Here is a 26,006-nt window from a genome sequence, read left to right on the forward strand (position 1 = left end):
CGCATCAACCCTTTATATTGATATCAAAAATTCACTTAAATCATTAATATAAACTTCTCTCAAATAGTAATCTGAAAAAATATTACCTATATCTATTTTAATCTCATCTTTGCATAAGGCCATATTCTCATCATAATCAAAAATAAGATTCGCCCACTCAAAAACACTATCATTATTATTTAATTTAATACAAGATTTCAATTTTGAAATTTTTATATTAAAATCATCAATAACATCTGTATATATTGGTATTACACCATTTGCTAGATATGAGTTCATTTTCGTAGGTGTTGAAACATTATTAACAATATGGTTTTGTCTAATTAAAAAACCATATTTATATTTCATTAACTCTGCATCCAATTCATCCAAAGAAACAAAATTAATTTCATAATTTTTAATATTATATTTTTTTATCAACCTTTCAGCGCTATCTTTATCTTTAGTTAATAAAGTAAGTTTTGTATTACTCAATTTTTTTTCAATTAAAGAATATAACTCTAGTGTTTCTTCAATACACTGCCACTTATCTAATCCACCTGCATATACAAATGATGAATTTTCATACTTATTAATACTGTCAAAAGATTCAATATTTAATGCTTTATTAAAACATGGCATGATAAAAAAGTTTTTATCTTCTATGTGATAAGTCTCGTTATAGTACTGATGCATTCTTTCTGAAACATAAATATTAAACCAAGAAAATTTCATAGAAAAAAACTCAACACAGTTCCAAAGCTTTTTTCTTAATAATGAATTTCTCGTCATCAACGCTTCTTCAGCACCTAACCCCTGAAACCAGGTAACAATTTTTGCTTGGGGATGTAATAATTTAACAATAAAACACCACTTTGCAGACATAACAAAAATTTTCTTTTGCCCTTTCAACTCAGCAAGAGTTTCAGTTTGTTTAACTGTATATCCTGCCTTAATAAAACCCTGCTTCACAATATCTACATAATAAATAGTTGCTTCATTCATCGTTTTTTTTGGTAAAAAAAACGTGATTTCATTACTTTCCATTTAATTCACCCAAATACTCTGCAATACGCTTACATGCTTGCCCATCCCCATATGGGTTATGTAACTCACTCATTTTATTATATTCAGTAGCATCATCTAACAAACGCTTTACTTCACTCTTTATCAATTCAGTATTCGTACCAACTAACTTTACTGTTCCTGCCTCTACCGCTTCAGGTCTTTCAGTTGTATCACGCATAACTAAAACTGGCTTTCCTAAAGATGGTGCTTCTTCTTGTATACCGCCTGAATCTGTCAAAATTAAGTATGATTTATTCATCAAATAAACAAATGGTAAATAATCTAATGGTTCAATCAAAAAAATATTTTTAATACTAGATAGATACTTATTTACCGGCTCTCTTACATTCGGATTCATATGAACAGGGTAAATAAACTGAACATTTGGATATTCGACTGCTAAATCATGAATAGCTTTACATATATTCTCAAAACCTTTTCCAAAATTTTCACGTCTATGGCCAGTAATTAATATTAATTTTTTATTAAAATCAAGATAACTAAACTTCTGGTTTAATTCATTATGAATATCTTTATTCACGTTCATTATTTTAATAATATGATGCAACGCATCAATCACAGTATTGCCTGTTACAACAATTTGATCTTCACTAATATTTTCTTTAACCAAATTATATTTTGCAGTTTCAGTAGGTGCAAAATGCAAATTACAAATAGAACCTGTTAACCGTCTATTCCCCTCTTCTGGCCATGGTGCATAAATATCATTTGTTCTTAGGCCCGCTTCAACATGTCCCACTTTAATTTTATTGAAATAACATGCAAGTGTTGCTGCAAAAGTTGTTGCAGTATCTCCGTGTACCAACACAAGATCAGGAGTATATGTTTCAAATAATACCTTAAGACCTTCCAATACCCTTGTAGTCACATCTGTTAAATCTTGACCAGCTTTCATTATATTTAAATCAAAATCTGGTTTTATGTGAAAAATATTAAGAACCTGATCTAGCATATCTCTATGCTGTCCTGTTACACATACAGCAGTATCAAACTTATCAGACTGATTAAGCTCATGAAATAAAGGAGCCATTTTAATAGCTTCAGGTCTGGTTCCAAAAATTAATAAAACTTTCATTCTACTATTCCATTATAACTTTTCATTTACGCGATTTAGTAATAGACACTAATTTAAAAAAAACTTTAGGCTTGAGCAAACCAAGCATAAAAACTACCTGATATATTGTTAACTTATATATACTTAAAGACTTTTTAACAAACTTAGAATACAACTCTTCATCTTGAATTGTTTTTGAACACAAATATGCATAACTTAATAACAAGTGTGCATATTTTTTCCGAATATCTTTGTTTTGTGTAACTGTAAATTTTGTAGTGTCTACTGTTTCATACAAGCTTTCTACACGTTTAATAATTTGTAGATTCATAAATTGATCTTTAAAAGTAACACCTACATTTTCTCGATATTTACCTAGTGTCTCTTCAAGCATATAAATATTTCCATATGTTGCTTGAATAATATGTAATTCAATATCTAATAACTCTGGATGCATATCATGAATATAATAATCAATATTATTTAAAAACATTTTAGATGAATGGCGAAATAAAGTATGAATGAGATATAAATCTAATTGATTGTATTTATTCTCTTTATGTAATACATGATCAAGACCTTTTTCATTACCAAACTGATCTACTAACAACATATTATGTGCACAAATAATACAGTCTGAATTATTTTCTAAAATATCAAATTGTTTTTGCAATTTATCTTGTTTAGCAAGATCATCACCATCCATATGTGCAATATATTTACCTTTAGCTTTTTGATACACTTGCTTTACATTTTCTACAGCACCCACATTCTTCTCATATAGCAACGGAACTATCAATTCAGGATATTTTTCTGCATATTGTTTTACAATTGATCGGGTATTATCTGTTGAACAATCTTCACCCACAATAATTTCAAAACTAAAATTTGTTCTCTGAGTAACCAAACTTTCTAAACATTCTGCAATATATTTTTCTTGATTATAAGTAACGATACAAACAGAAACTTGAATATTATTTGGTATATTCATACACGACTCTTTAAGAATTTTGACTTTATAAAACTTCTGACCGTATCAGAACTGAAAGCTGAAACAGCAAGGCAAATCAAACTAATTGACCCAATTTGTAAAAATGCCACAAATCGTTGTTCTGAGAAAATTATAATATGAGATAATAATAACACTGTAATTAGTACAGAAATTACGCTTGGTATAAAAGCTCTATACCATTTGATATTAATACCAGGTTCTATTTTCATATGAACATAACTAACCCAGATGACTAAATAAATTAACTGTACTAAGAACCAAACCCATCCTGCACCAATAGCACCATATGTTCGAGCAGCCCAAATTATAGCAGGAACTAATAAAGCCACACTGACTAAATTACCAATGAAATGGTACTTTAAGCTTCCTTTAGCGTACTGTAAATAATAAGGGAATGCACTTAATGCCAACACAGCATTACCTAAAGAATATAATTGTAAAATTGGTGCTGCTCTTTCAGCCAACAATACATCACCTGTCCACACATATAACACTGGTTTTGCTAAAGCAGCCAATACAATACCCGCTGTTACGACCACAACAACTATAAACTGAGTAGAACCCAAATATATCTGTCTAACTCCTTCAAAATTTAGCTCCCCATGCAAACGTGCCATACGAGGCATAATAGCTGAGCTTATTGGAGCGCTAATCTGTAATATGCCACCAGCTACTAAAACAGCTAAGGTAAAATATCCATACTCAGATAAAGGCAATATTCCTGATAAAATAAACTTATCCAGTTGAGTCAATAAAACCCATACTGCAGAAGTAAATGCGATCGTTAAGGCAAAACTCAACAGAGATTTTACGGGTTGTAATGACCAGCCAATTACTTCTCTTTTTTTTAGCTTTGGCAACAACAAAAAAGTATAAATAGCTAAAATGAAAAATTCTAGAATTGCGACAATCAACTGGAAAATAAAAAAACTTTTTATATTAAAACCAAAGAAATACATATAAAGCAATACGCTAGGAAAGCGAAGTGTAGCAATCGCAACATTTACCCCACTCAACCAAACAATTTTTTCAAATCCGGATACAACACCTCTATAAAGCCCTGTCATCCAGCGTAGTGCTACACAAATTGCCATGACCTGTAAACAAAATAGTACATCGACTATATTTAGGCTTTCAAGTTTTAACCAATGTGTTGCTATATATCCATCAAAGTAAAATAACAAGCCCCCACCTACCAAGGCGATTATGCTAAAAATTAGACTTAATGAACGAAAGAGCTGACGAAAGCCTAGGGCTGTTTCTACACCTGCATTATATTGTGCAGTTTGTCGGCTAATTGTAGGAGTCAAGCCAAAATCAAGTAAGTTAAATAAACCTTGAAGCATTGCAAAAAAGCCAACTAAACCATATGCCTCAGCTCCCATATATTTCATATATAAAGGTAATATTGCAATACTAATAACGACTAAATAAATTTGGCTAGCATAGCTAGCCAAGATATTTAGTCTTAAAGAGTTCATCTTCATCGAAGCTAAACCTTCATTGTCATTATAACGCTGTCATCCATTTTAAGGCTCTGCTCAAAACCTAATGACTCATAGAGTTTCAAAGCACTTACATTATTTTGCCTAACTTCTAAACTACACTTTTCAAAGTTCTTATTCTTTATAAACTCAAATAAATCTCCAAACATCTTTTTACCAATTTTCAACCCTCTGAACTCAATATCCACTAGCACCAAAGTAATAAAAGCTTCTTTAGTTTCATAATTATTACAATAAAATGAAATAAAGCCTGCTAATTTATCAGCATGATGATATTTTATAAACACTGAATTTTGATCAATTTTTAGAAAATATTCTTTTTGGGTTATACCCGACAAAACTAAAAAAGTCGGATTAATTTTCAACTCAGCTAAAACTAAATCTATACAATCATAATTATTGTATTGTTCTAACACGGATATCATGCTCCATATTATCGACCATATCCAACATAGTCTCCATATCTGGATACTGTAAAATCATCATACCCAAGGTATCATTAGAGCCACTATACAAATTTACTTGATCACCTTCAGCTGTATACATATTCGACTCAACAATCATATTTTGAGCACGTTCTGATACATTTAAACTTTCAAATTTCCCTGTATTTAAACTATGTACCATATAACTTGACCAAAAGCCCTTAACTGAGGTTTGTTGTACATAACTACAATCTAAGCCGAGAGCAGCATCTACGGTTGCCTGTATTAAATCTACTCCTGTTGCATAACGAATAACCTCAGGAATTAAACAGCCACCATTACGTGGACCTAGCTCAAGAAAGTAAAATTTGCCATCTTGCGAAAACAAGAAATCAAAATTCAAAGCACCCGTTTTCATATTCAATAAATTAAGTAGTCGTTGTGTCTCTTTATGAGCTTCTTGCAATAATTTTTCATCATGTGATGTTGGGAATGTTTGTCCTATGGGAACTAGACCATTACACAATTTATCAAAATGCTCATCCGCCCACGAATGGAAAGCTAATTGACCATCAACTACAAACCCATCACCTGCAACCTGATAACCTTGTTTAACAATTTTTTCCTCAACAACAACTTTCTTTTCGCGCGAATAATTTAATGCATATTCAAATGCAGCGTTGAGCTGATCTTTTGAAGTGATTTCTGTCACGCCCTTACTACCAGATGAGTCTACAGGCTTAATAAAAGCAGGAACACTAATCTCTTCAAGCCATTTGCTTGCTTCTTGCAGATCATAAAAGGATTCAGATCGAGGGACATTGAATCCATGCTCCTTTAAAAAGGCGCGGAATAAGTCTTTTCGAGCTAGCGTAAGTACTGATTCATATGGGTTACCTGGTAATCCCATTTCTTCAGCAATATACGCTGCTGTTGGTGCGGCAGGATCCGATGCATATGCCACAATACCATCAATTTTTAATTTTTTTGCAAGTTCAAGTACAGCATCCTGATCTGTAGTAGAAACATTATAATATTCATCTGCAAGTTTATGACCCGGATTTTCAGGTAGATAATCACAGGTAATTATATAATATCCCTGTGCTTTAGCATATTCGATAGGAGGAACTTGAGAAGGTGCAGCGCCTAAAAAAAGAATTCGTTTTGTCATTATTTAGCACACTCTTGAATTACATCAACGATCATTTGAATTTGCTCAATAATCAATGTCGGATACATAGGCAAGCATAATACCTGCTCAGATAATTGTTTAGCATTTGGTGCTTCAGACTTAAATTGCTGATAAACATTTAAGTCTGTCATTAATGGATAAAAATATTTACGAGCAAAAACATTATTCGCTTTTAGTTTTTCGAATAATTCGTCACGGCTTAATGGATATCGTTCTGAAATCACAATTGGGAAATAAGAATAATTATCTTTTTCTAGATGTAGTCGTGAAATACACTTAATACCATCGATATTCTGTAAAAAGTTACGATAATTCTCATCAATTTTTTGACGTGCTTCTAAGGTTTTATCTATTGTTTTTAATTGCAATAAGCCAAGTGCTGAATGTACCTCACTAAGTTTTCCATTCAGAGAGATACCATCAACCGTCGTTTCATCCACAATACCAAAATTTTTAAGCCTATCTATACGTTGTTTCATTTCAGCTGTATGACAAATAATAGCACCACCCTCAAAGGTATTAAAAACCTTAGTTGCATGGAAACTAATCACACTTAGATCACCATAATTCAATAGACTTTGACCCTGATACTCACAACCAAACGCATGTGCTGCATCATAAATTAGTTTTAAACTATGTTTATTCGCCAAAGCTTGTAATTGCTCAACTTCACAAGGGATTCCATAGCAATGCACTGGTAGAATTGCAACAGTTTTAGCAGTAATAGCTTTTTCAACTTTTTTTGGGTCAATATTAGAAGTTTCAGGATCGATATCTACAAATACTGGAGTCAACTTATTCCATACAATGGAATGTGCTGTAGCAACAAAAGTATAAGGAGTAGTGATTACCTCACCCTGCTCTAAGCCTAAGGCTTGCAAAGCAGTAACCAATGCAATTGTGCCATTATTAAATAGCGAAATATAATCAACACCAAGGTATTCACATAATTCTTTTTCTAATTGTTGATGTAGTGGCCCACAATTAGTTAAAATTTTATTTTTCCAGATTTGCTCAAGATAAGGAATAAACTCAGCTAATTCAGGCAAAACAGGTTGAGTTACATAAATTGGCTCATTCATACTTGATCCTCCACCAAAGAAATCAAATATTGACCATAATCATTCTTACTCATACTTTGGCCAATTTCTAACACTTGCTCTTTGGTCAACCAACCATTATGAAGTGAAATTTCCTCCAAACAGGCAACTTTATAGCCCTGACGATTTTGAACTGTCTCTACAAAATGTGCAGCCTCAAGTAAACTCTCATGTGTACCTGTATCCAACCAAGCAAATCCTCGTCCCAGCAATTCAACATTTAAATCACCACGTTCCAAATACATCTGATTGACTGTGGTAATTTCCAACTCACCACGATCAGATGGTTTCACTTGCTTTGCAATTTGAATTACATCATTATCATAAAAATAAAGACCTGTAACAGCAAAATTAGATTTAGGCTGTTTCGGTTTTTCTTCTAATGAAATTGCACATTTTTGCTCATCAAATTCAACCACGCCAAAACGCTCAGGATCCTTAACCTGATAGCCAAATACTGTTGCGCCTTTTTGACGAGTAACGGCCTGACGCAACATTGATGTAAAGCCTTGACCATAGAAAATATTATCACCAAGCACTAAGCAAACATTGCTCTTACCAATAAAATTTTCACCAAGAATAAAAGCTTGCGCCAAGCCATCAGGACTAGGTTGAACTGCATAGCTCAGCTCTATACCAAACTGTGAACCATCACCCAAAAGACGCTTAAATCCATCAATATCATCAGGAGTAGAAATAATTAGGACTTCCCGTATTCCTGCTAACATCAATACGGATAATGGATAATAAACCATTGGTTTATCATAAATAGGAAGTAATTGCTTAGAAACACCCTTAGTAATTGGATATAGGCGTGTACCTGAACCACCTGCTAAAATAATACCCTTTGTTGTTATCGACATTATACACTTACACCTAATCTTTCACGTTGATAGCTACCATCTTGGACACGACGACACCATTCTAAATTATTTAAATACCACTCAACTGTTTTTTGAATCCCTGTTTCAAAGGTTTCTTCTGGCATCCAGCCCAAGTTTTTTGCAATTTTAGATGCATCAATAGCATAACGTAAATCGTGCCCTGGGCGATCTTTAACAAAGGTAATCAAGGTCTCATAAGACTGACCATTATATTGTGGTTTTAATACATCTAAAATTTTACAAATTGTTTTTACGACATCTATATTTTGTTTTTCATTATGACCACCAATGTTATAAGTTTCACCTACAACACCCTTTGTCACAACTTGATATAGAGCTCTTGCATGATCTTCTACATGCAACCAATCTCGAATTTGATCACCCTTGCCATAAATTGGTAGAGCTTTACTATCTAAAGCATTTAAAATAACCAAGGGAATAAGCTTTTCTGGAAAATGGTACGGACCATAATTATTTGAACAATTGGTAACTATCGTCGGTAATCCATAAGTTCTTTGCCAAGCCCGTACCAAGTGATCAGAGCTTGCTTTACTTGCAGAATATGGTGAGCTGGGCGCATAGGATGTTGTTTCAGTAAATAGATCTGTTGTTCCCTCTAAATCCCCATATACCTCATCTGTTGAAATATGGTGGAATTTAAATTTTTCTTTTTTTATTTCATCTAATTGTAACCAATAGCTTCTAGTAACTTCTAATAAAGTATAGGTACCAACGATATTGGTTGTAATAAATTCTGCAGGCCCATCAATTGAACGATCAACATGCGATTCTGCAGCCAAATGCATCACAACATCGGGCTGAAACTGTTCAAATGCATATTTGAGTGCTTCAGCATCACAAATATCGATCTGTTTAAATTGATAACGAACATCTGAATCAATGTCTTTTAATGAATCTAAATTACCCGCATAGGTTAATTTATCTATATTTAACACTTCATCTTGAGTATTTTTTATAATATGCCGTACCACAGCAGAACCTATAAACCCAGCTCCTCCAGTGACTAAAATCTTCATAAATACCCTATCTACCACTATTTTAATTACAATTTAATATTGCTTTACTGTTTATCAAAAAACACTTTAAATCAAAAAGATAAATTTATATTTCACCAAACTCAATGACTAGAGGTAACCAATGCAACCCAGATCAATTATTGCTAATTTAAGCTGTTCAAGCAGAAACACACTAAACACTAAGAATAATCTTTTATCGTTCAACGAAAGTAATGTTTTCATATTTTACATGAAATGGTTCAAATTTCACATGCTAATTGACTAATTACTACCTATCGCTAATACACATTAACCATACCCAATGCTTAAATTATATAATACAATTCAGTCTCTGGATAAATTCTAAATAGCATTGTAAATAGTAATACAAATAAGGGTATTGAATGTGAAGTATCAACGCACATTATTTTTTTTAGCAATAACATTATCTTTTTCCGGTTGTGCTGTAACTTCGGGCTTTCAAACCCATGACTTACCCGATCAAGGACATTATAAAACTGATCAGGGAGCAGAACTTTCAGTCGTTCAACTTACACAAGACAATATTCCAATCATTGACTTTACTGCAAATCAAAATTACCACAATAATGTTGAACAACTATTTAGAAAACATCAAAACATATATCGCTTAAGTGCCGGTGATGTCTTATCTATTCAACTTTGGGCTTATCCTGAAATCACACCACCGATACAAGATGTGACAAACATTAAAGCAGTTGGTTATCCTATTGACCCTAATGGTAATGTACAACTTCCTTTGGTAGGTCAAGTTCATATTGCTGGGAAAACACTTGCCGAAACTAACCGCTATTTACGTAATCAATTTGCTAAATATTTAAAACATCCTGATGTTGTAGTTCGTGTTTTATCTTACGAAGGACGTCGGTATTTTGTTAATGGCCAAGTCATGCGTAGCGGTCAATATACACTCAACGATCAACCGATAAGCATATATACAGCATTAGGCCAAGCCGGCGGTATAAATACTGAAACAGGTGACAATACCAATATACAACTTATCCGAGATGGTCAAACTTATAATTTAAATACCATTTCTTTAGAAAAAAATGGGTTCTCACTACACAATTTACTGATTCATCCGAATGATACTATTTTCGTAAATGCCAAACTAAATCAAAAACTTTATGTTATGGGTGAATCAAATAAGAGTCAGGCGCTTATACTTCGTGATCAAGGTATGACACTAAGTGATGTACTCGGTGAAAGTGAAGGGATTAGCCCATATTCAGCAAGTGCTGCACGTATTTATGTTATGCGATCAAATTTACAAAACCGTACATCAACTATTTATCAGTTAAATTTGAGTAGCATCGGTAATTTAGCATTATCTAATCAATTCCAAATGCAAAAAAATGACATTGTATATATCGATGCGACGGGTTTAACTCGTTGGCAGCGTGTTATTAATCAAATTGTTCCATTTTCCAGTGCCTTATATAGTTTTGATCAATTGGGTAAAAACTAAAATGCAGATTAAAAATATACTTGTTGTTTGTATTGGAAATATCTGTCGAAGTCCTATGGCAGAATTTTTTTTAAAACAGCAACATCCTGATTTACACATTGAATCAGCGGGGATTTCTGCCATGGTTGGGCATAATGCAGATAGCAAGGCCATCCATTGTATGGATCAAATACAAATAGATATGCGAACCCATATTGCCAAACAAATCAATTCAGATTTAATTAAAAAATCAGATTTAATTCTGGTGATGAGTCATAACCAACAAAAGCATATTGAAAATAGTTTGCCCTTTGCAAAAGGAAAAGTGTTTCGATTAGGTCATTGGCAAGGGAAAAATGTGCCTGATCCTTATCAACACGATCAAGCTTTTTTTGAAGATACTTGTCATAATATTCAATCCTATGTAGCAGATTGGCAAAAACATTTAAAAATTTAATTTAGTTGTATTCTCATGACCCAGAACATAAATACCAACGATGATACTATTGATTTAAAAGAGTTATTTTTTTCTCTTATTGCTCAATGGAAAGTCATCACTCTTTGTATCACCTTAAGCTTGATTTGTGCTGTACTATATTTACGCATAACTCCTGAAATATATTCTACCGATGCGCTTATATTGGTTGAAGATGGTAAAAGTGCTGCATCTGCGGCCTTACTCGGCCAGTTAAGTGCTTTATCAGGTGCAACAGGACAAAAATCACCAGCTGATGCTGAAATCGAAATCTTAAACTCAAGACTCATATTGGGGCAGGTAATTAAAAATCTGAATCTCGATATTCTGGTACAAAATAATGAAAACAATCTTCTTCATCGTTTAATTTCAGATCAAAAAACTAAATTAATTTACAATAAAGATGCTATTGTTTATAAAAATAATCAAGGATCTTTTTCAATACAGCAACTTGAAGTTCCTAAATATTATTTAGATAAACCATTAAAACTTGATTTTATTGGTCATAATCAATTTAATTTGAGCTTTAATAATCAAGTTATTTTTAAAGGCTTATTAAATCAAGTAAACCGCACAACTGACTCTCATGGACTTTGGAATGTACAAGTATCTAGTCATAATCCACCAAAGCAGAATTTTACGTTAACCAAACTGGCATTACCAACAGCGGTTAAAATATTTCAATATAATTATAGTGTTACTGAAAAAGGTAAAATGACAGGCGTTATTGGTCTTAGTTATAATGGCAATGATAAAGAACAAATTACTCAAGTACTTAATCATATTCTTAATGTTTATCATAAGCAAAATATTGAACGAAAAACACTAGAATCAAAACAAACTCTGAGCTTCCTAGACAAACAACTTCCAGAGTTAAAGCAACAACTTGAACAATCTGAAATCAAATTTAATCAATTTAGAGAAAAGTATAATACGGTAGATGTAACTCAAGAATCAGAACTTATGCTGAAGCAAAATATTGAGCTTGAGAAAATGAAAATTGAGTTAAAACAGAAACAGGCAGAGTTATCAGCAAAATATACCCCTGATCACCCTTTAATGGCTGAAATTAATGCTCAAATCACATCTCTTAATCAAAAAACAAATGAACTTGCTCAATCGATTAGACGCTTACCTGAAACTCAACGATTATATTTACAACTTTACCGCGATGTCAAAGTTAATACGGAATTGTACACCTCACTATTAAATAACTATCAACAATTGAAAATTTCCAAAGCTGGTGAGATTGGTAATGTCCGCATTATTGATACTGCAGTTGAACCTATCGAACCAATTAAACCGAAAAAGCTGATTGTTCTCATCTTATCTATTTTTATGGGTGGATTCATTGGTGTGCTAATCGCATTAGTCAGAAATATGATGCAATCGGGTGTGAAGGATTCATCACAAATTGAAAACTTTTTCAACTTACCTGTCTATGCAACAGTTCCTCGCTCTCCATATCAATTAAACCGCCTTGATAAACTTAAAAAGCAAAAGGTTATTCCAATTCTGGCTGAGAAGAATTCAGAAGATATTGCAATTGAAAGCTTAAGAAGTATTCGTACGGCACTGCATTTCACTTTTATGCAGGCAAAGAATAATGTCATGTTAATTACAGGACCCGCACCCTCGATTGGTAAATCGTTTGTTTCAACAAATTTAGCAGTGATTTTGGCTCAAACAGGTAAAAGGGTTTTACTCATTGATGCTGACTTACGCCGTGGCTATTTACATAAATACTTTGGGGTTAGCAATGAAAAAGGCTTAGCGGAGTATTTAATTGACGATGCTCCCCTAGAAAGTGTCATTAAATCGACCAATATTGCTGGATTAGATTTCTTAAATCGTGGTCGTAACCCTTCAAATCCTGCAGAACTATTAAGCTCAGATAAGTTTCGAGACTTCTTAGCCAATTTAAATGAAACATACGATCACATCTTAATTGATTCACCACCAGTACTTGCTGTTACTGACAGTATCATTATCTCGCAATATGCCGCAGTAAATTTAATTGTTGCACGTTATAACCAAACCGCTTTAAAAGAATTAGAAATTACCGTCAATCGTTTCGAACAAGCAGGAACGAAAGTCACTGGTTTCATTCTGAATGATGTGCAAAAAACCTTTGGTGGAGGTTATGCATATAACTATGCATATACATCCAAAGCAGAGGATTAATTTTTAAATATTTAGAAAAAGTCAGATTTAAAATCTGGCTTTTTTTATTTTTATACCTATATATTCTTAGATGATTTGGTTAGAAAATGATATCGTTTCTAATATAGACGTTATATGCTGCTGTGGTTAAGCTATGATGATCAAATTAACTCTTTGAAAGATTAAAAATTGGGAAATCTTATGAGTAAAGCCTTACCCATCGCTGTTGCTATTATTTTAGGCGGTGCTGCACTTGTACCTGTTTACTATGCATCTCAACACCCAGCCGATAGTGCTGTTAAATTTGAATCGCAAAATTTTGATATGTCAAAAAACGCTTCGGCGCTTGATCAATTAAGTTATGCACAAGGTTTTAAAATGGGTGCGCAGATTCCTGCTGAAGTGAATGCTAAAGCAATGGCAGCGGGTATGCTAGATGCTGCGGAGAAGAAACCTTCTCGTTTCTCTGAAGCTGAAATTAAAAAAGCAACGGCTCTAATTAATAAAGAAATGTTTGCGAAAGGTATAGAAGAATTACGTTTAAATTTAGACAAGATTCCACCTGAACAAAGAGCTCAAGCTGAACAAGCACTCAAAGCTTATGATGCAAATATGGCATTTATGAAAGAAAATGCAAAAAAACCTGGCGTAATTACCACTGAAACAGGTCTGCAATATAAAATCACCAAAGAAGGTACAGGTAAACAGCCAACGGCTGAGTCTACCGTGATTGCACACTATAAAGGTTCACTGATTGACGGGACTGTATTTGACAATTCATTTGAACGTAATCAACCGATTGATATTCCTTTAGGTCAAGTAGTTCCTGGTTGGACGGAAGGTTTTCAGCACTTAAAAGAAGGTAGCAAAGCAACCTTATATATTCCGTCTTATTTAGGTTATGGTGAGCAAGCGCAAGCCAATATTCCACCTTTTAGTACACTTATTTTTGATGTTGAACTAATCAAAGTAAAATAAAAAATATTAAGGAGAGCTTTTGCTCTCCTTTTTTGATCTAAAATAAATCAATCTAAATTGAAAACTACTTCTTCTGAAGTGTAATACAAATAATCGAACAAAAGACCGATTAAAATCCAAGCAAAGTCCCTACAGTAACGTGTACTAAGGGAAATTAATGAATATAAGATTTTGACAACTCCAATGAATGTACTGAAGCCATTATATTGTGCTTAGATCATGGATTTCAGCCAAGGGTTACAATTCATGAATAGAAGGCTCTAGTACAATTTTATATATTTCTGCAAAATTAACATATGACGATGAAGGTCTGTAAAAGATGATTCCTTTAAATAGCACTCTAATTTTTAAAGTTGAATAATTGAAAGTGAAATAATAGTCGGAAGATGGAATTAAATATGAAAAATACTGTTTTATTGTTATCAATGTTCAGCTTAGCTAGCATGAGCCATGCTGTTGTCATCACCAATAAGAGTACCCAGCAAGAACAACTCGGCTATAGCTATGGCTATGTCATGGGGCGCAGTAATGCAGAAACCTTAAAAGATATTAATCTCGATGCTTTTATTCTGGGACTCAAACAAGGTTCTACCAGTCAAAAAGCGACATTAACTGATGAAGAAATGGCAAAAGCATTAACTCAATACAAACAACAAAGTGATGCAAAACAACTTAATAATTTTAAACAATTAGCCCTAGAAAATGCAAAACTAGGAGATGCTTTTTTGGCTGAAAATGCAAAAAAATCAAATGTGATAACGACAAAATCAGGTTTGCAATATTCGATTCTACAGCCAGGAACAGGAAAATCTCCAAAAACCAATTCTAAAGTTTCCGTCCATTATGAAGGTCGCCTACTCGATGGAACAGTATTTGACAGTTCGATTGCTCGTAATCAAGCCGTTGATTTTCAAGTGAACCAAGTTATTCAAGGTTGGACTGAAGGCTTACAATTGATGAAAGAAGGTGCTAAATATCGCTTCTTTATTCCAGCAGCATTGGCATATGGCGAAATTGGTTCAGGTGATGCGATTGGACCGAATAGTACCTTAATTTTTGATGTCGAGCTTTTAAAAGTAAGCCCTTAAAAGATCAGCTAAAATAAAAAAAACATCGCAGTGAGTTTAAATCACTGCGATGTTTTTTTTATTTTCAATATACATTTTAATGTTTCAGATGGCGCGGTCTAAATCCGGAAGCCAGTAATGCCACAGCATATGCCACAACACCAATCACACAAAGCCCTGCAACTTCAGCAATACGAATCCATTGAGAAAGTGCCCCATCGTACCAAGTCAATCCATACCAAAGTGCTGCAACCATGACTAAATTTGCAATTACAAACTGGATAGATAATTTTTTCCAATGTGCCCCAAAACGGAAAATATTACGTTTATGCAAGTAGTAATACAGCATTCCAGCATTCACGAAAGCAGAACCTGACGATGCAATCGCAAGTGCCATATGCTCAGCTTTCCAATCAATCAGTTTAAATATTCCAATAAAGACAACGTTTAAAATGGCATTTGCCGCAACTGCCATTAAGCCGACACGTACGGGAGTTCTCGTATCCTGCATGGCATAAAAACCGGGTGCAAATACTTTAATCAGCATAAATGCCAACACCCCACCACTCATACATTGCAGTGCCATTGCAGTCATTTGTGTATCTCGCAAATCAAAAGCACCGTGCTGAAATAATGCTTGAATAATCGGTGTAGACAGCATAAATAACGCAATACTGGCAGGTACACCGACCACGACAATGACTCGGGCTGCCCAATCGATCATGGCACGAAATTTAGTTTGATCATGCTCTGCTTTACGCGCTGAAAGTGAAGGTAGAATCACTGTACCAATTGCTACCCCAATTAAGCCTAAAGGTAACTCTGTCATCCGTTCGGCACTATATAGCCACGATACCGAACCATCCTGCATGAAAGATGCCCAAATCGTATTTAACAATAAATTAATCTGGGTAACGGAGACACCAAACAAAGCTGGCAGCATCAGTTTTAGAATACGATCTACGCCTTCATGCTTGAAATCAATCTTGGGTGGGATCAATAATTTTTTATGCCACAATTCAGGAATTTGAATTGCTAGTTGTAATATACCTGCAATAACCACTGCCCATCCGAGTGCCATAATTGGCTCTGCCATATGCGGAGCCAACCACCAAGCACCAGCGATCATGGTAATATTGAGTAAAACTGGGGCAAATGCTGGGGTCGAAAATGATCCATAACTGTTTAAAATACTACTGGCAAAAGCCGTAAGTGACATAAACATCAAATATGGAATCGTTAAACGAAACATATCAACTGCCAAATCAAATTTGGCAGGATCATGATGGAAACCAGGTGCATAGACATACAAAATTGCAGGTGCTACCACCATACAAAATAATGTTAGCAAAGACATGACCGTTAACAAACAACCAAATACCCGACTAATCAGAATCTGAACTTCTTCGTGTAATTTTGTTGTTTTATATTCTGTTAATACGGGAATAAAAGCTTGTGAAAATGCACCTTCAGCGAATAATCGCCTGAAAAAATTTGGAATACGAAAGGCAACCACGAAAGTATCGAAATCTTTACCTGCACCAAAGACATTCAAAAGAACCATATCTCGCACAAGTCCCAACACTCGTGACAACATGGTCATTGCACTGACAATAAAGGTGGATCGCCACAGCGCCATCGTATTCACCTAGTAATTATAAAGTCGCTATTGTAATGAAAGTTTCTCAAAATTACGTTGTTAATTCATGAATGCTGTGATGATTTTTAAGACCGCTTGTTCTGAGCCAATAATGTTCTGAAATATGACCATTGAAAATGCGATCCAGGATCTGTTTTCCGTCCGGGTGCAATATCAGAATGCCCTGCTAAATGTTGGGCTATTTTTGGAAATGCATACTGTAAGGTTGCCACAGCATCTGCTAAAACCTGATATTGAATTTCTTCAAAATCAGTATCATCACTGCCTTCTAATTCAATGCCAATGGAATAATCATTGCATTCTTTTTGAGCAAGATAACTTGAACGCCCAGCATGCCAAGCCCGATCATTAAAATTCACAAATTGCAGAACTTCACCCGTGCGCAAAATTAATAAATGTGTTGAAACTTGCATCCCTTCTATCGTTTGAAAATAAGGATGTACCGACCAATCCAGTTGATTCTGGAAAAATTGCTCGATATAGCCACCACCAAATTGTGAAGGAGGTAAACTAATATTGTGAATGACAATCAGCTGTATTTCCGTCTCTTCAGGGCGTTGACTATAATTAGGCGTAGAAATTTGACGAGCACCGATGAGCTGTCCATCTACAACTTGAAATTTTGCTGCTGATTGCATCACTCATTCCTAGACGATGATTATCTTTTTCAAGGCCGAACTCACTATTCGGGCAAAGCTTAGTTTACGCTGAACTATCTTAAATAAAAACTTCTCAAAATATTCGGTGAGAATGCTAATATAGCGCTCAATTTTAAGGCTGAACACGAAAGGGATTCCATGAGCATACCTGAATCTTTGCTTGAACAATCGATTCAAATCAATATTCAACACGCGCTACAGGAAGATATTGGCGATGCCGATATTACAGCCCTGCTCACGCCTGAAGATGAGCAAGCCACTGCAACGATAATTACCCGTGAAGATATGATTCTTGCAGGACAGCCATGGGTCAATGCATTAATTCAAGCGTATGATCCAACAGTAAACATCATATGGCTGAAAAATGACGGTGATTTCGTCCAAGCCAATGCAGCTATTTTCAAACTTGCAGGTTCGGCACGTAGTTTATTGACGGTAGAACGCCCTGCTTTGAATTTTATTCAAACCCTATCGGCCGTTGCAACCAAAACTGCAGAATATCTTAAACAGCTTGAAGGTTTAAATACCAAGCTATTAGATACCCGTAAAACTTTACCAGGATTACGTATTGCACAAAAATATGCAGTTACCGTTGGCGGTGGTCAAAATCATCGTTTAGGATTATTTGACGCTTTTTTAATTAAAGAAAATCATATTATGGCGGCGGGTGGCATCACTCAAGCCATTGCCAAGGCACATCTGATTGCACCTGGTAAACTAGTAGAAGTAGAAGTAGAAACGTGGAATGAGTTAAATCAAGCGCTTCAAGCAAAGGCAGATATTGTGATGCTGGATAATTTCAGCCAACAGCAAATGATTGATGCAGTCAAACACGTTGCAGGTCGTTGTAAACTGGAAGCATCGGGTAATATTACGCTTGATAATTTGCACGAAGTTGCAACCACAGGTGTCGATTATATTTCAATGGGTGTACTTACTAAAGATGTCAAAGCCGTGGATTTATCCATGCGTTTTAATGGCTAAAACTTAAAAAAATAGTCGATTTAATGTTCAAAAACGGCAGTACCTCTGCTGTCGTTTTTTTTATTTATGATGCATATTTACCACCTTAACGACAGATTACATAAATGTACTTTTGAAAAGCTAATGTGATCTTTTATATTTAATTTATCCAAATTATTATAAACATAGAGAATATAACAGTGAAAAAAACAAGCTACTTATATAGTCTTTTAAGCCTCTCGATTTCCTCATTCAGTATTGCTGCACCTTTAGACATACATGTACTCAGCGCAACGGTAAAAGATCAGAACATTGCCAATGCAGAAGTGATTTTACAAAAAAATGGGGAAAGATCTGCATCCAATAGCACCAATGCACAGGGACGAACAATAATCGCGAGTAACCTCAACGATACTGTCGAAAATCTACTGATTATTAAAAAGCAGGGTTATTCAACTTTGGTGGCAAAATGTCCATGTGATGGTATGACCTATGCATTAAGTCCAGTACTCAAAGATTTGAATAGCATGCGAATCGTACTCAATTGGGGGCAGAATCCTTCAGATTTAGATTCGCATTTAAGTTATAAAAATCAACATATTTATTGGAACAGTAAGCAAGGCACGAATGCCAACTTAGATGTAGATGATGTTGACTCTTATGGTCCAGAAACCATAACTATCGAAAAACGTTTAGCCGATCAGTATTATGTTTATTCTGTACATGATTATTCCGATCGTGAATCTCCTGATACCCATAATCTTGCCAATAGCCAAGCCAAAGTCATGGTTTATGCAGGCGAATCTTTAATCCGTTCCTATTATGTTCCTACAGAAAAAACTGGAAACTTATGGATGGTATTTCGTATTTCACCAGAAGGAGAAATTCAAGATATCAACCAAATTTCAGGTACTCAGGCTGGTGCAAGCCGAATTGGCTCCACTGTCTCTAATTATCAAAACCAAGCAACCCAAGTACATCAGATTACTGTTTCAAGCGCCGATCAAGCCCATGCCAAAACGTTAAATCTTAAAGCAGATCAAGCCTATAAAAATAATCAGTTTGAGCAAGCTGCGATGCTCTATCAACAATCGATTGATTACAATCCAAATATTGGACAAACCTATAGTAATTTAGCATTAAGCTATCAAAAACTTAATCGTTCTGCAGAGGCATTATGGGCCAATCAAAAAGCCATTGCTTTAGCAAACAGTAACAATACCAAAGCCTATTCACATTATAATATGGGGCGTATTTATGAAAATCATCAGGACTACGCTGCTGCTTTGAGTCATTACCAACAAGCTAATCAATTTAAACCGAACCCAAGTTATGATGAGGCAATCCGACGTGTAACTCGTTAAATTATGTATAGAGGAATTTTAAATAATTCCTCTTTTTTCATGCCGATAAAACTGTAAATAATGCGCATTGATGCACTCCTTACTCAAAAATTATTTCGCTAATTGTGCTCGATAATCTTGTATTTATCCACAAACCTAAACCACACTTATTGATTACAATTTAAGCAACCTGATTACATTGTAAAAATATCTAAACGGCCTATAATATTTGCCCATCCCAAAGCAGCGCAAATTAGATCAAATGGCGACATTGAAACAGCAAGTATTATTCCTACTTGTGGCTTTTTTATCCGTGTTCATTTTTTTCTTATACCAAGAAGATCTCAGTAAGTTCTTACAATTCAGTGAGCCTTATCAAAAATTGCGCCTATATAAATATGGTTTTTCTGTTCTCCTAAATTATTCTTTTATTAGCTTATTTTACTTATTTTTAAGAAAAACTTTTGCAACCCTTTTACTGAGCCAATTCTTGGTTTTTTTTCTGACTTTTATTAACATCAAAAAAGAGCAATATTTATCATCTAGCTTTGTACCCAATGATTTTTTGTTAGTCAAAGAAACCTTTATTGCCTCTCCTTTTTTTCTAAAAATCACTGTCTTTACAGGGATTACATTATTTTTAGCTTTATTCATTTTTCTATATAAAAAAGAGCGTTTTGGAAAGAATAAGCTATTGTTAGTCAATGCAGTTTTTTCAGTTTCTATACTTTCATTTTTTGTGACTGCAAATTTTACCAATAATTTTAGTCAGGCCTGCTCACCTGCGAAGAAATCGTCACTGTGCCAATACACTGCCTTTTTACCGAATACGCGTGGTGATTGGGTGGGTGATCATCTGACCATTAAAAATTTAGGTTTTACCACTTTCTTTTTTTCAAAATCAGTCGACAGTATTAATACCAAAATCTTTCAAACTGAAAATATTCCTGAAGATAAAGTTCAGGCTTTATATGCTGAACCAGTCGCCCAAACCAATCCTCCTGTGACTCATCCGCAGAAAAACCCAGTGTTACCCAATATTATTTTTGTGATGAGCGAATCACATTGGGATGCAACTCAGCTGGATAAAAGCATTCCAAAAAATATTACCCCAACCATTCATAAAAATCAGGTCTCCACACTGCTCTCGCCTAGTTTTGGAGGAGGGACGGCGAATGTCGAGTTTGAAGTTTTAACCAGTTTAAATGTTTTACTGAATCAGAATGAATTGGCTTATGTCTCTAAACTTAAACGTCCGACATACTCTCTTCCTATGTATCTAAATACATTAGGTTATGACACCACAGCGATGCATAATAATGGTAAGTATTTTTATAATCGTAGCGCGGTATACCAAAATCTAGGTTTCAACCGATTTACCTCAATTGAAAATATGGTCAATGCCGCTGATCGCCAAAAATTTATTAATCAGGCGGGTTGGGCAACAGATGATTTATTGTATAGCAGCATTCACGATCAATTAAAAAATACAGAGCAACCACAATTTATTTATGCGATCAGTGTCGAAAACCATCCAATGTACAGTGATGATCGTTTTGGGAAAGACAACTATAAAATTACCAAAGCGGGTATTAGTGATGCATCCAAGCGCCAATTAAATACTTATTTAACCGGCATGAAACGTGCAGATGATAAATTAAAAGGTTTAATTGAAGATGTTAAACAATTAGATCGCCCGACCATCATCATTTTCTTTGGTGACCATCTACCAAATTTACAAGCCGTGTATGATGAATATGGCTTCTTTGCTTCAGCACAGGAAAAAACTGAGAAAAAGGATGTTAGGTTTTTTGAAACGCCTTTAGCCATTTGGAGTAACTTCCCAATTGACCGTAAAAAATTACAAGGAGATTTTATTGCGGCGCATTTCTTAGGCCCTAAAGTTTTAGAAGCGGCACATATTCCTCTTTCACCTTATTATACATTTATTAATAAAGTCAGCTCATGCTATAACGCAGTGCATCAAACGGCGGTAATGCCGAAAAAAGAATGTAACTTTGATCAAACACAAATATTAAATCAATATAAAGACCTGAACATGGATGTACTCAACGGTAAAAATTTTAGTTATCAAATGCTAAAGACTCCAGCGGAAAGTTAATTTTTAGGACGACTCTTCGGAGTCTTCATTCTCTTACTTCAGATTTTCTTTAGACAAATTATTATTTAAAGATGAATCTCGAGTTTCAACATTTCCAGAGCGAGGATCACCAGCCATGATTAAAAAAGTAATTACTGCAAATAAAATAATCAATATTTTCATCAGCAAACTCATTACAAAAAATTTATATTCAGCCTAACGGGAGGATATGACAGATTGTGGTAGATTTTGTATATCAACAACAACATCTTGCAAGTAGTTATGTATCTATAAAAAAGTCTATCGATCTCAATAACTCAAAATTTTATAAAAAAATAAGGTGCATATAGCACCTTATTAAATATTTCAAAAACTCAAACTAGGACTCTATAAAGCCCATATATGGGTCTGAAATTGAGTCTTCATTGGTTTCAATCCTGCCTGCAAAACGACGTTTATACGTTGGATCATCTACCATGGTGACTGTGAAATCATACCAACCACCGAATTGTGACATATCCCAATGTAGCTCTTTTTCAGTTGATGCTGTCTCGATATTCCAAGTCTGGTTGGGTAAGTAAGCATTGGCTTTAATCAACAGTTTTGTAGATTTAGTTGAATCATTACGAACTTTCAAATAAATTTTAGGATCACACTCTTCTACACACACTCTTACTTCTGCTAGAGATTCTCTTTGGCTGGCTTTATTCAGATCACCCATAAAATGGCGATGGAAACCATTTGGCCCCAAGACCCATAAATCATATTGTCCTTGTTGAGCCGCCCAACTATGATCTAATTGTTTACCTGCTTCTAACATATAACGATGTGGAATTGCGTCTAAATTTAAACGATCATAGACGTGGAACACAGCAGCTTGCGTTCCTGTATTTGAGAATATCAGCTTAACTGTTTGAGCCGTGAGATCCACTTTGGCACTACTATGTAATATATAAGGCAACGCACGTGAGGGACGAATTCCCATATCTTGTACTGGGTATTGCTGGCTTAAGGGTCGTGATACTTGTGGCATTGCAGCCTGAGAGGTACGAATTGCATCTACCTCTGCTTTGCTCTTCTTCCCATCTAAACTCGGAAGAGCCAATAAATTAGGTGTTTTAAAATTAAAGGCTGAGGTTAAATCACCACATACAGTACGACGATACGGGCTAATATTCGGCTCTTGTACACCAAAACGTTGCTCCAAGAAACGAATTACAGAAGTATGATCAAAGACTTGAGAATTAACCCATCCTCCGCGACTCCAAGGTGAAATAACATACATCGGTACACGCACCCCCGGCCCATACACACGACCATCTGGCTTCGGTTGTGATTTTGAAGTATCTACAGCTTTATGATCAAAATATTCGTAAGACATTTGTTGATCGGACAGCGTCGTTTTCCCCTGTAGCACACCATTGGCATCTCGCGATGGAGCACTTGGTGAGGGTATATGATCAAAAAAACCATCATTTTCATCAAAATTCACCAACAAAACCGTCTGACTCCACACATCAGGATTATTGGTTAATGCATTTAAAACTTCTTGAATATACCACGCACCCTGCACAGGGCTGGAAGGTCCAGGATGCTCACTATAGGTCGCTGGTGCAACAATCCAACTGACTTGTGGTAACTGACCTTGAGCAATATCATCTTTCAATGTACCTAAAAAACCACCGTCAGGCATTGTATTTGCAATCGCTTTATAAAGTGGCTGCTTAGCATCGATTGCAGCATCATAAGCTGGACAAATGGCTGAATTACTCACTGGCTGACCTGAAAGCTCATTGGCACGACGATACTGTTTAAAACCAGCTAAAGGATTATCCGTAAAATTATCTGGCATATTTTGATAAATTTTCCATGTCACCCCTGCTTGCTGTAACCGCTCAGGATAAGTCATCCATTCATAACCTTGTGTTGATGGACCGATCTCATCAAATTCATTCACCACACTGGCAACATTTGCTCCAGTTGGGCCATTCGTCCCCGTCCAAATAAACTTTCGGTTTGGGTTGGTTCCAGCATGCATAGCACAGTGATATGCATCGCAAATTGTAAATGCATTGGCTAAAGCAAACTGAAATTCAACTTCTTGTTTTTTATAATAACCCATCGACTGAGGCTGTTTATATTTAACCCAGTTGGACATGCGACCTGCATCCCAAGCCGCTTGGCCATCTGACCATGAGTGTGGCGTTCCACTGACACGCTGTGCATTGCCTCGACTACTGTCTAAATGATACGGCAATACTTTATTTTGAGTTGCGTCGTACTGTTCCCACACCTTACGTCCATTGCTTAAGGGAATCGTAAAACGGTCACCAAAGCCACGAACCCCCTTTAACGTTCCAAAATAATTATCAAAAGATCGATTTTCTTGAGTCAAAATGACCACATGTTTGACATCCTTGATGGTGCCTGTATCTACTTTGGCATCGATCGCTAAAGCTTTTTGGATACTTAGGGGAAAACTGGCTAAGGCTGCTGTTCCAAACATAGTTTTAGTTGAATTAAGCAAAAATTCACGACGATTCATTATTCTGTCCTTCTCATTCTTATTTATTATGGGGCGCAATGTATTTTGCAATTTGAGATCGGTGGATTTGGTGTTGAATTCTTATTGTCATTGCCATCCTTACATGCACTGAGCATTAAACTACTACTAAACATTAAACTAAGAATTAAAAATCGCATCGGTCAAATCCATGAATGAAAGATGCTCATAGTCAATACAAGCGCAATGACAGTTTGGTGATGCTTTCATGGCAATTTAATTAATTTTCTATTTTAAATATAAAAAACGCATCCGAAGATGCGTTTTTTAGTTCAGGAATTATTGAGTTAAATTACCAACCCAATGCTTCCTGTTGTTTTTTAACTAATTCTTGGATGCCTTTTTCAGCCATTTCAAGCATTGCATTTGATTGGGCACGAGTAAATGGTTTTTCTTCCGCAGTCCCTTGAATTTCAATGAATTCACCAGCTTGAGTCATGACAACATTTAAGTCTGTTTGGCAGCTTGAATCTTCTTCATAGCAAAGATCAAGTAATACTTCATCTTGGTATATACCTACAGAAATTGCAGCAACTAACCCCTTTAAAGGATCTTGTTTAATTTTCTTTTTCTCAAGCAACACATTCATGGCATCAATGAGTGCTACTGCTGCACCCGTAATTGCTGCTGTACGTGTACCGCCATCGGCTTGGATCACATCACAGTCAATAGTAATGGTATTTTCACCTAATTTTTTCAGGTCAACCATGGCACGAAGACTACGTCCAATCAGACGCTGAATTTCTTGAGTACGACCACTTTGTTTACCACGAGCAGCTTCACGATCACTACGCGTATGAGTTGAACGTGGCAACATACCGTATTCAGCAGTTACCCAACCTTGTCCCTTACCCTTAAGAAAACGAGGAACTGAATTATCAATACTTGCTGTACAAAGTACTTTAGTATGACCAAATTCAACCAATACTGAACCTTCCGCATAACGCGTATAGTTACGGGTAATTTTAACATCACGTAATTGGTCTAACGTACGTTGGTCGATACGCATAATTCATCCTTATAATGACTTAAATTAATTGCGCACGATTATAACAGAAGCCGATGCGATGATTTCGTTACAGCTTGATGGTTTTTGCATATAGTCTGCTCAGCCCTTTGAAATAAAATCGCCAGTTTGATAAAAATCCTATGTATCTCTTTCATTTAGCGGCTTACTAACACAATGCTTTGACAAATTACTTAGACAAAACTTCCACTCCAACATAACATTTCAATGACTTTTCATCCTTGAAAAGTAAGATTTAACCAATGTAGATAATGCTCAATATTCA

General features: G+C 35.2%; 21 protein-coding genes. 8 read left to right on the forward strand and 13 right to left on the reverse strand.

Annotated elements, in window-relative coordinates:
• Positions 1–12: 12 nt before the first annotated feature.
• From B9T27_RS02930 to rfbB, 9 genes are read right to left on the reverse strand one after another with little or no spacing between them, the layout of a single operon-like run.
• Positions 13–1,026 carry a hypothetical protein gene (locus tag B9T27_RS02930; protein ID WP_086205338.1) on the reverse strand — a complete coding sequence of 338 codons (1,014 nt, stop codon included), beginning with the start codon at positions 1,024–1,026 and terminating at the stop codon, positions 13–15.
• Positions 1,016–2,143, reverse strand: coding sequence for a non-hydrolyzing UDP-N-acetylglucosamine 2-epimerase (gene wecB, locus B9T27_RS02935; protein WP_086205339.1), 1,128 nt, complete (start codon positions 2,141–2,143; stop codon positions 1,016–1,018). Before wecB ends, B9T27_RS02930 begins: the two co-directional genes overlap by 11 nt.
• Positions 2,144–2,165: 22 nt before the next feature.
• A complete protein-coding gene (locus B9T27_RS02940) occupies positions 2,166–3,113 on the reverse strand; it encodes a glycosyltransferase (RefSeq protein ID WP_086205340.1) in 948 nt (315 codons plus the stop codon).
• Positions 3,110–4,621, reverse strand: a complete 1,512-nt coding sequence (locus B9T27_RS02945) for an oligosaccharide flippase family protein (RefSeq protein WP_228146129.1) — start codon at positions 4,619–4,621, stop codon at positions 3,110–3,112. Before B9T27_RS02945 ends, B9T27_RS02940 begins: the two co-directional genes overlap by 4 nt.
• A 5-nt stretch (positions 4,622–4,626) precedes the next feature.
• Entirely contained in the window at positions 4,627–5,055 is a 429-nt protein-coding gene (locus tag B9T27_RS02950) for a GNAT family N-acetyltransferase (RefSeq protein WP_171263299.1), read from the reverse strand.
• Positions 5,036–6,235, reverse strand: coding sequence for an ATP-grasp domain-containing protein (locus B9T27_RS02955; RefSeq protein ID WP_086205342.1), 1,200 nt, complete (start codon positions 6,233–6,235; stop codon positions 5,036–5,038). The genes B9T27_RS02950 and B9T27_RS02955 overlap by 20 nt, the downstream gene beginning before the upstream one ends.
• Positions 6,235–7,338, reverse strand: coding sequence for a DegT/DnrJ/EryC1/StrS family aminotransferase (locus B9T27_RS02960; RefSeq protein WP_086205343.1), 1,104 nt, complete (start codon positions 7,336–7,338; stop codon positions 6,235–6,237). The genes B9T27_RS02955 and B9T27_RS02960 overlap by 1 nt, the downstream gene beginning before the upstream one ends.
• Entirely contained in the window at positions 7,335–8,213 is an 879-nt protein-coding gene (gene rfbA / locus B9T27_RS02965; protein ID WP_171263315.1) for a glucose-1-phosphate thymidylyltransferase RfbA, read from the reverse strand. The genes B9T27_RS02960 and rfbA overlap by 4 nt, the downstream gene beginning before the upstream one ends.
• Positions 8,214–8,218: 5 nt before the next feature.
• Positions 8,219–9,277, reverse strand: coding sequence for a dTDP-glucose 4,6-dehydratase (gene rfbB / locus B9T27_RS02970; protein WP_086205345.1), 1,059 nt, complete (start codon positions 9,275–9,277; stop codon positions 8,219–8,221).
• 385 nt (positions 9,278–9,662) lie between these two features.
• On the opposite strand from rfbB, the gene B9T27_RS02975 reads away from it, so the two are divergent.
• The 5 genes from B9T27_RS02975 to B9T27_RS02995 all read left to right on the forward strand — a co-directional run bounded on the left by B9T27_RS02975 (position 9,663) and on the right by B9T27_RS02995 (position 15,446).
• Positions 9,663–10,763 (forward strand): polysaccharide biosynthesis/export family protein, encoded by a 1,101-nt coding sequence (locus B9T27_RS02975; RefSeq protein WP_086205346.1) that lies wholly within the window; start codon positions 9,663–9,665, stop codon positions 10,761–10,763.
• Position 10,764: 1 nt separating this feature from the next.
• Positions 10,765–11,199: a low molecular weight protein-tyrosine-phosphatase gene (locus tag B9T27_RS02980; protein WP_086205347.1), complete on the forward strand. Its 435-nt coding sequence runs from the start codon at positions 10,765–10,767 to the stop codon at positions 11,197–11,199.
• Positions 11,200–11,214: 15 nt separating this feature from the next.
• Positions 11,215–13,401: a polysaccharide biosynthesis tyrosine autokinase gene (locus B9T27_RS02985; RefSeq protein ID WP_086205348.1), complete on the forward strand. Its 2,187-nt coding sequence runs from the start codon at positions 11,215–11,217 to the stop codon at positions 13,399–13,401.
• A gap of 180 nt (positions 13,402–13,581) precedes the next feature.
• Positions 13,582–14,358, forward strand: a complete 777-nt coding sequence (locus B9T27_RS02990) for an FKBP-type peptidyl-prolyl cis-trans isomerase (RefSeq protein ID WP_086205349.1) — start codon at positions 13,582–13,584, stop codon at positions 14,356–14,358.
• 398 nt (positions 14,359–14,756) lie between these two features.
• Positions 14,757–15,446 carry an FKBP-type peptidyl-prolyl cis-trans isomerase gene (locus tag B9T27_RS02995; protein WP_086205350.1) on the forward strand — a complete coding sequence of 230 codons (690 nt, stop codon included), beginning with the start codon at positions 14,757–14,759 and terminating at the stop codon, positions 15,444–15,446.
• A gap of 76 nt (positions 15,447–15,522) precedes the next feature.
• Here B9T27_RS02995 and murJ read toward each other — a convergent pair whose 3' ends face one another.
• A complete protein-coding gene (murJ, locus tag B9T27_RS03000) occupies positions 15,523–17,073 on the reverse strand; it encodes a murein biosynthesis integral membrane protein MurJ (RefSeq protein WP_171263300.1) in 1,551 nt (516 codons plus the stop codon).
• Positions 17,074–17,150: 77 nt separating this feature from the next.
• Positions 17,151–17,723, reverse strand: coding sequence for a 1,6-anhydro-N-acetylmuramyl-L-alanine amidase AmpD (gene ampD, locus B9T27_RS03005; RefSeq protein WP_086205352.1), 573 nt, complete (start codon positions 17,721–17,723; stop codon positions 17,151–17,153).
• Between the two features lie 159 nt (positions 17,724–17,882).
• On the opposite strand from ampD, the gene nadC reads away from it, so the two are divergent.
• The 3 genes from nadC to B9T27_RS03020 all read left to right on the forward strand — a co-directional run bounded on the left by nadC (position 17,883) and on the right by B9T27_RS03020 (position 22,172).
• The gene (gene nadC, locus B9T27_RS03010) at positions 17,883–18,728 is read left to right on the forward strand and encodes a carboxylating nicotinate-nucleotide diphosphorylase (RefSeq protein WP_086205353.1); all 846 of its coding nucleotides are present in this window, start codon (positions 17,883–17,885) and stop codon (positions 18,726–18,728) included.
• Between the two features lie 179 nt (positions 18,729–18,907).
• A complete protein-coding gene (locus B9T27_RS03015; RefSeq protein ID WP_143222556.1) occupies positions 18,908–20,071 on the forward strand; it encodes a YfaP family protein in 1,164 nt (387 codons plus the stop codon).
• Between the two features lie 241 nt (positions 20,072–20,312).
• On the forward strand, positions 20,313–22,172 hold the full coding sequence (locus tag B9T27_RS03020; protein WP_086205422.1) for an LTA synthase family protein: 1,860 nt from the start codon (positions 20,313–20,315) through the stop codon (positions 22,170–22,172).
• A 358-nt stretch (positions 22,173–22,530) separates the two neighbouring features.
• Here B9T27_RS03020 and B9T27_RS03025 read toward each other — a convergent pair whose 3' ends face one another.
• Positions 22,531–24,696, reverse strand: a complete 2,166-nt coding sequence (locus B9T27_RS03025; RefSeq protein ID WP_086205354.1) for a phosphocholine-specific phospholipase C — start codon at positions 24,694–24,696, stop codon at positions 22,531–22,533.
• A gap of 310 nt (positions 24,697–25,006) precedes the next feature.
• Positions 25,007–25,723 (reverse strand): ribonuclease PH, encoded by a 717-nt coding sequence (gene rph, locus B9T27_RS03030; RefSeq protein WP_086205355.1) that lies wholly within the window; start codon positions 25,721–25,723, stop codon positions 25,007–25,009.
• Positions 25,724–26,006: the final 283 nt, after the last annotated feature.

Source organism: Acinetobacter sp. ANC 4648, from assembly GCF_002135345.1.
In the GTDB taxonomy this organism is placed as follows: Bacteria; Pseudomonadota; Gammaproteobacteria; order Pseudomonadales; family Moraxellaceae; genus Acinetobacter.

Bases quoted from the DNA above. Each gene is read 5' to 3' on its own strand.
- B9T27_RS02930 (WP_086205338.1), bottom strand. From the start codon at position 1,026: ATGGAAAGTAATGAAATCACGTTTTTTTTACCAAAAAAAACGATGAAT.
- wecB (WP_086205339.1), bottom strand. From the start codon at position 2,143: ATGAAAGTTTTATTAATTTTTGGAACCAGACCTGAAGCTATTAAAATG.
- B9T27_RS02940 (WP_086205340.1), bottom strand. From the start codon at position 3,113: ATGAATATACCAAATAATATTCAAGTTTCTGTTTGTATCGTTACTTAT.
- B9T27_RS02945 (WP_228146129.1), bottom strand. From the start codon at position 4,621: ATGAAGATGAACTCTTTAAGACTAAATATCTTGGCTAGCTATGCTAGC.
- B9T27_RS02955 (WP_086205342.1), bottom strand. From the start codon at position 6,235: ATGACAAAACGAATTCTTTTTTTAGGCGCTGCACCTTCTCAAGTTCCT.
- B9T27_RS02960 (WP_086205343.1), bottom strand. From the start codon at position 7,338: ATGAATGAGCCAATTTATGTAACTCAACCTGTTTTGCCTGAATTAGCT.
- rfbB (WP_086205345.1), bottom strand. From the start codon at position 9,277: ATGAAGATTTTAGTCACTGGAGGAGCTGGGTTTATAGGTTCTGCTGTG.
- B9T27_RS02980 (WP_086205347.1), top strand. From the start codon at position 10,765: ATGCAGATTAAAAATATACTTGTTGTTTGTATTGGAAATATCTGTCGA.
- B9T27_RS02985 (WP_086205348.1), top strand. From the start codon at position 11,215: ATGACCCAGAACATAAATACCAACGATGATACTATTGATTTAAAAGAG.
- B9T27_RS02990 (WP_086205349.1), top strand. From the start codon at position 13,582: ATGAGTAAAGCCTTACCCATCGCTGTTGCTATTATTTTAGGCGGTGCT.
- B9T27_RS02995 (WP_086205350.1), top strand. From the start codon at position 14,757: ATGAAAAATACTGTTTTATTGTTATCAATGTTCAGCTTAGCTAGCATG.
- ampD (WP_086205352.1), bottom strand. From the start codon at position 17,723: ATGCAATCAGCAGCAAAATTTCAAGTTGTAGATGGACAGCTCATCGGT.
- nadC (WP_086205353.1), top strand. From the start codon at position 17,883: ATGAGCATACCTGAATCTTTGCTTGAACAATCGATTCAAATCAATATT.
- B9T27_RS03020 (WP_086205422.1), top strand. From the start codon at position 20,313: ATGGCGACATTGAAACAGCAAGTATTATTCCTACTTGTGGCTTTTTTA.
- B9T27_RS03025 (WP_086205354.1), bottom strand. From the start codon at position 24,696: ATGAATCGTCGTGAATTTTTGCTTAATTCAACTAAAACTATGTTTGGA.
- rph (WP_086205355.1), bottom strand. From the start codon at position 25,723: ATGCGTATCGACCAACGTACGTTAGACCAATTACGTGATGTTAAAATT.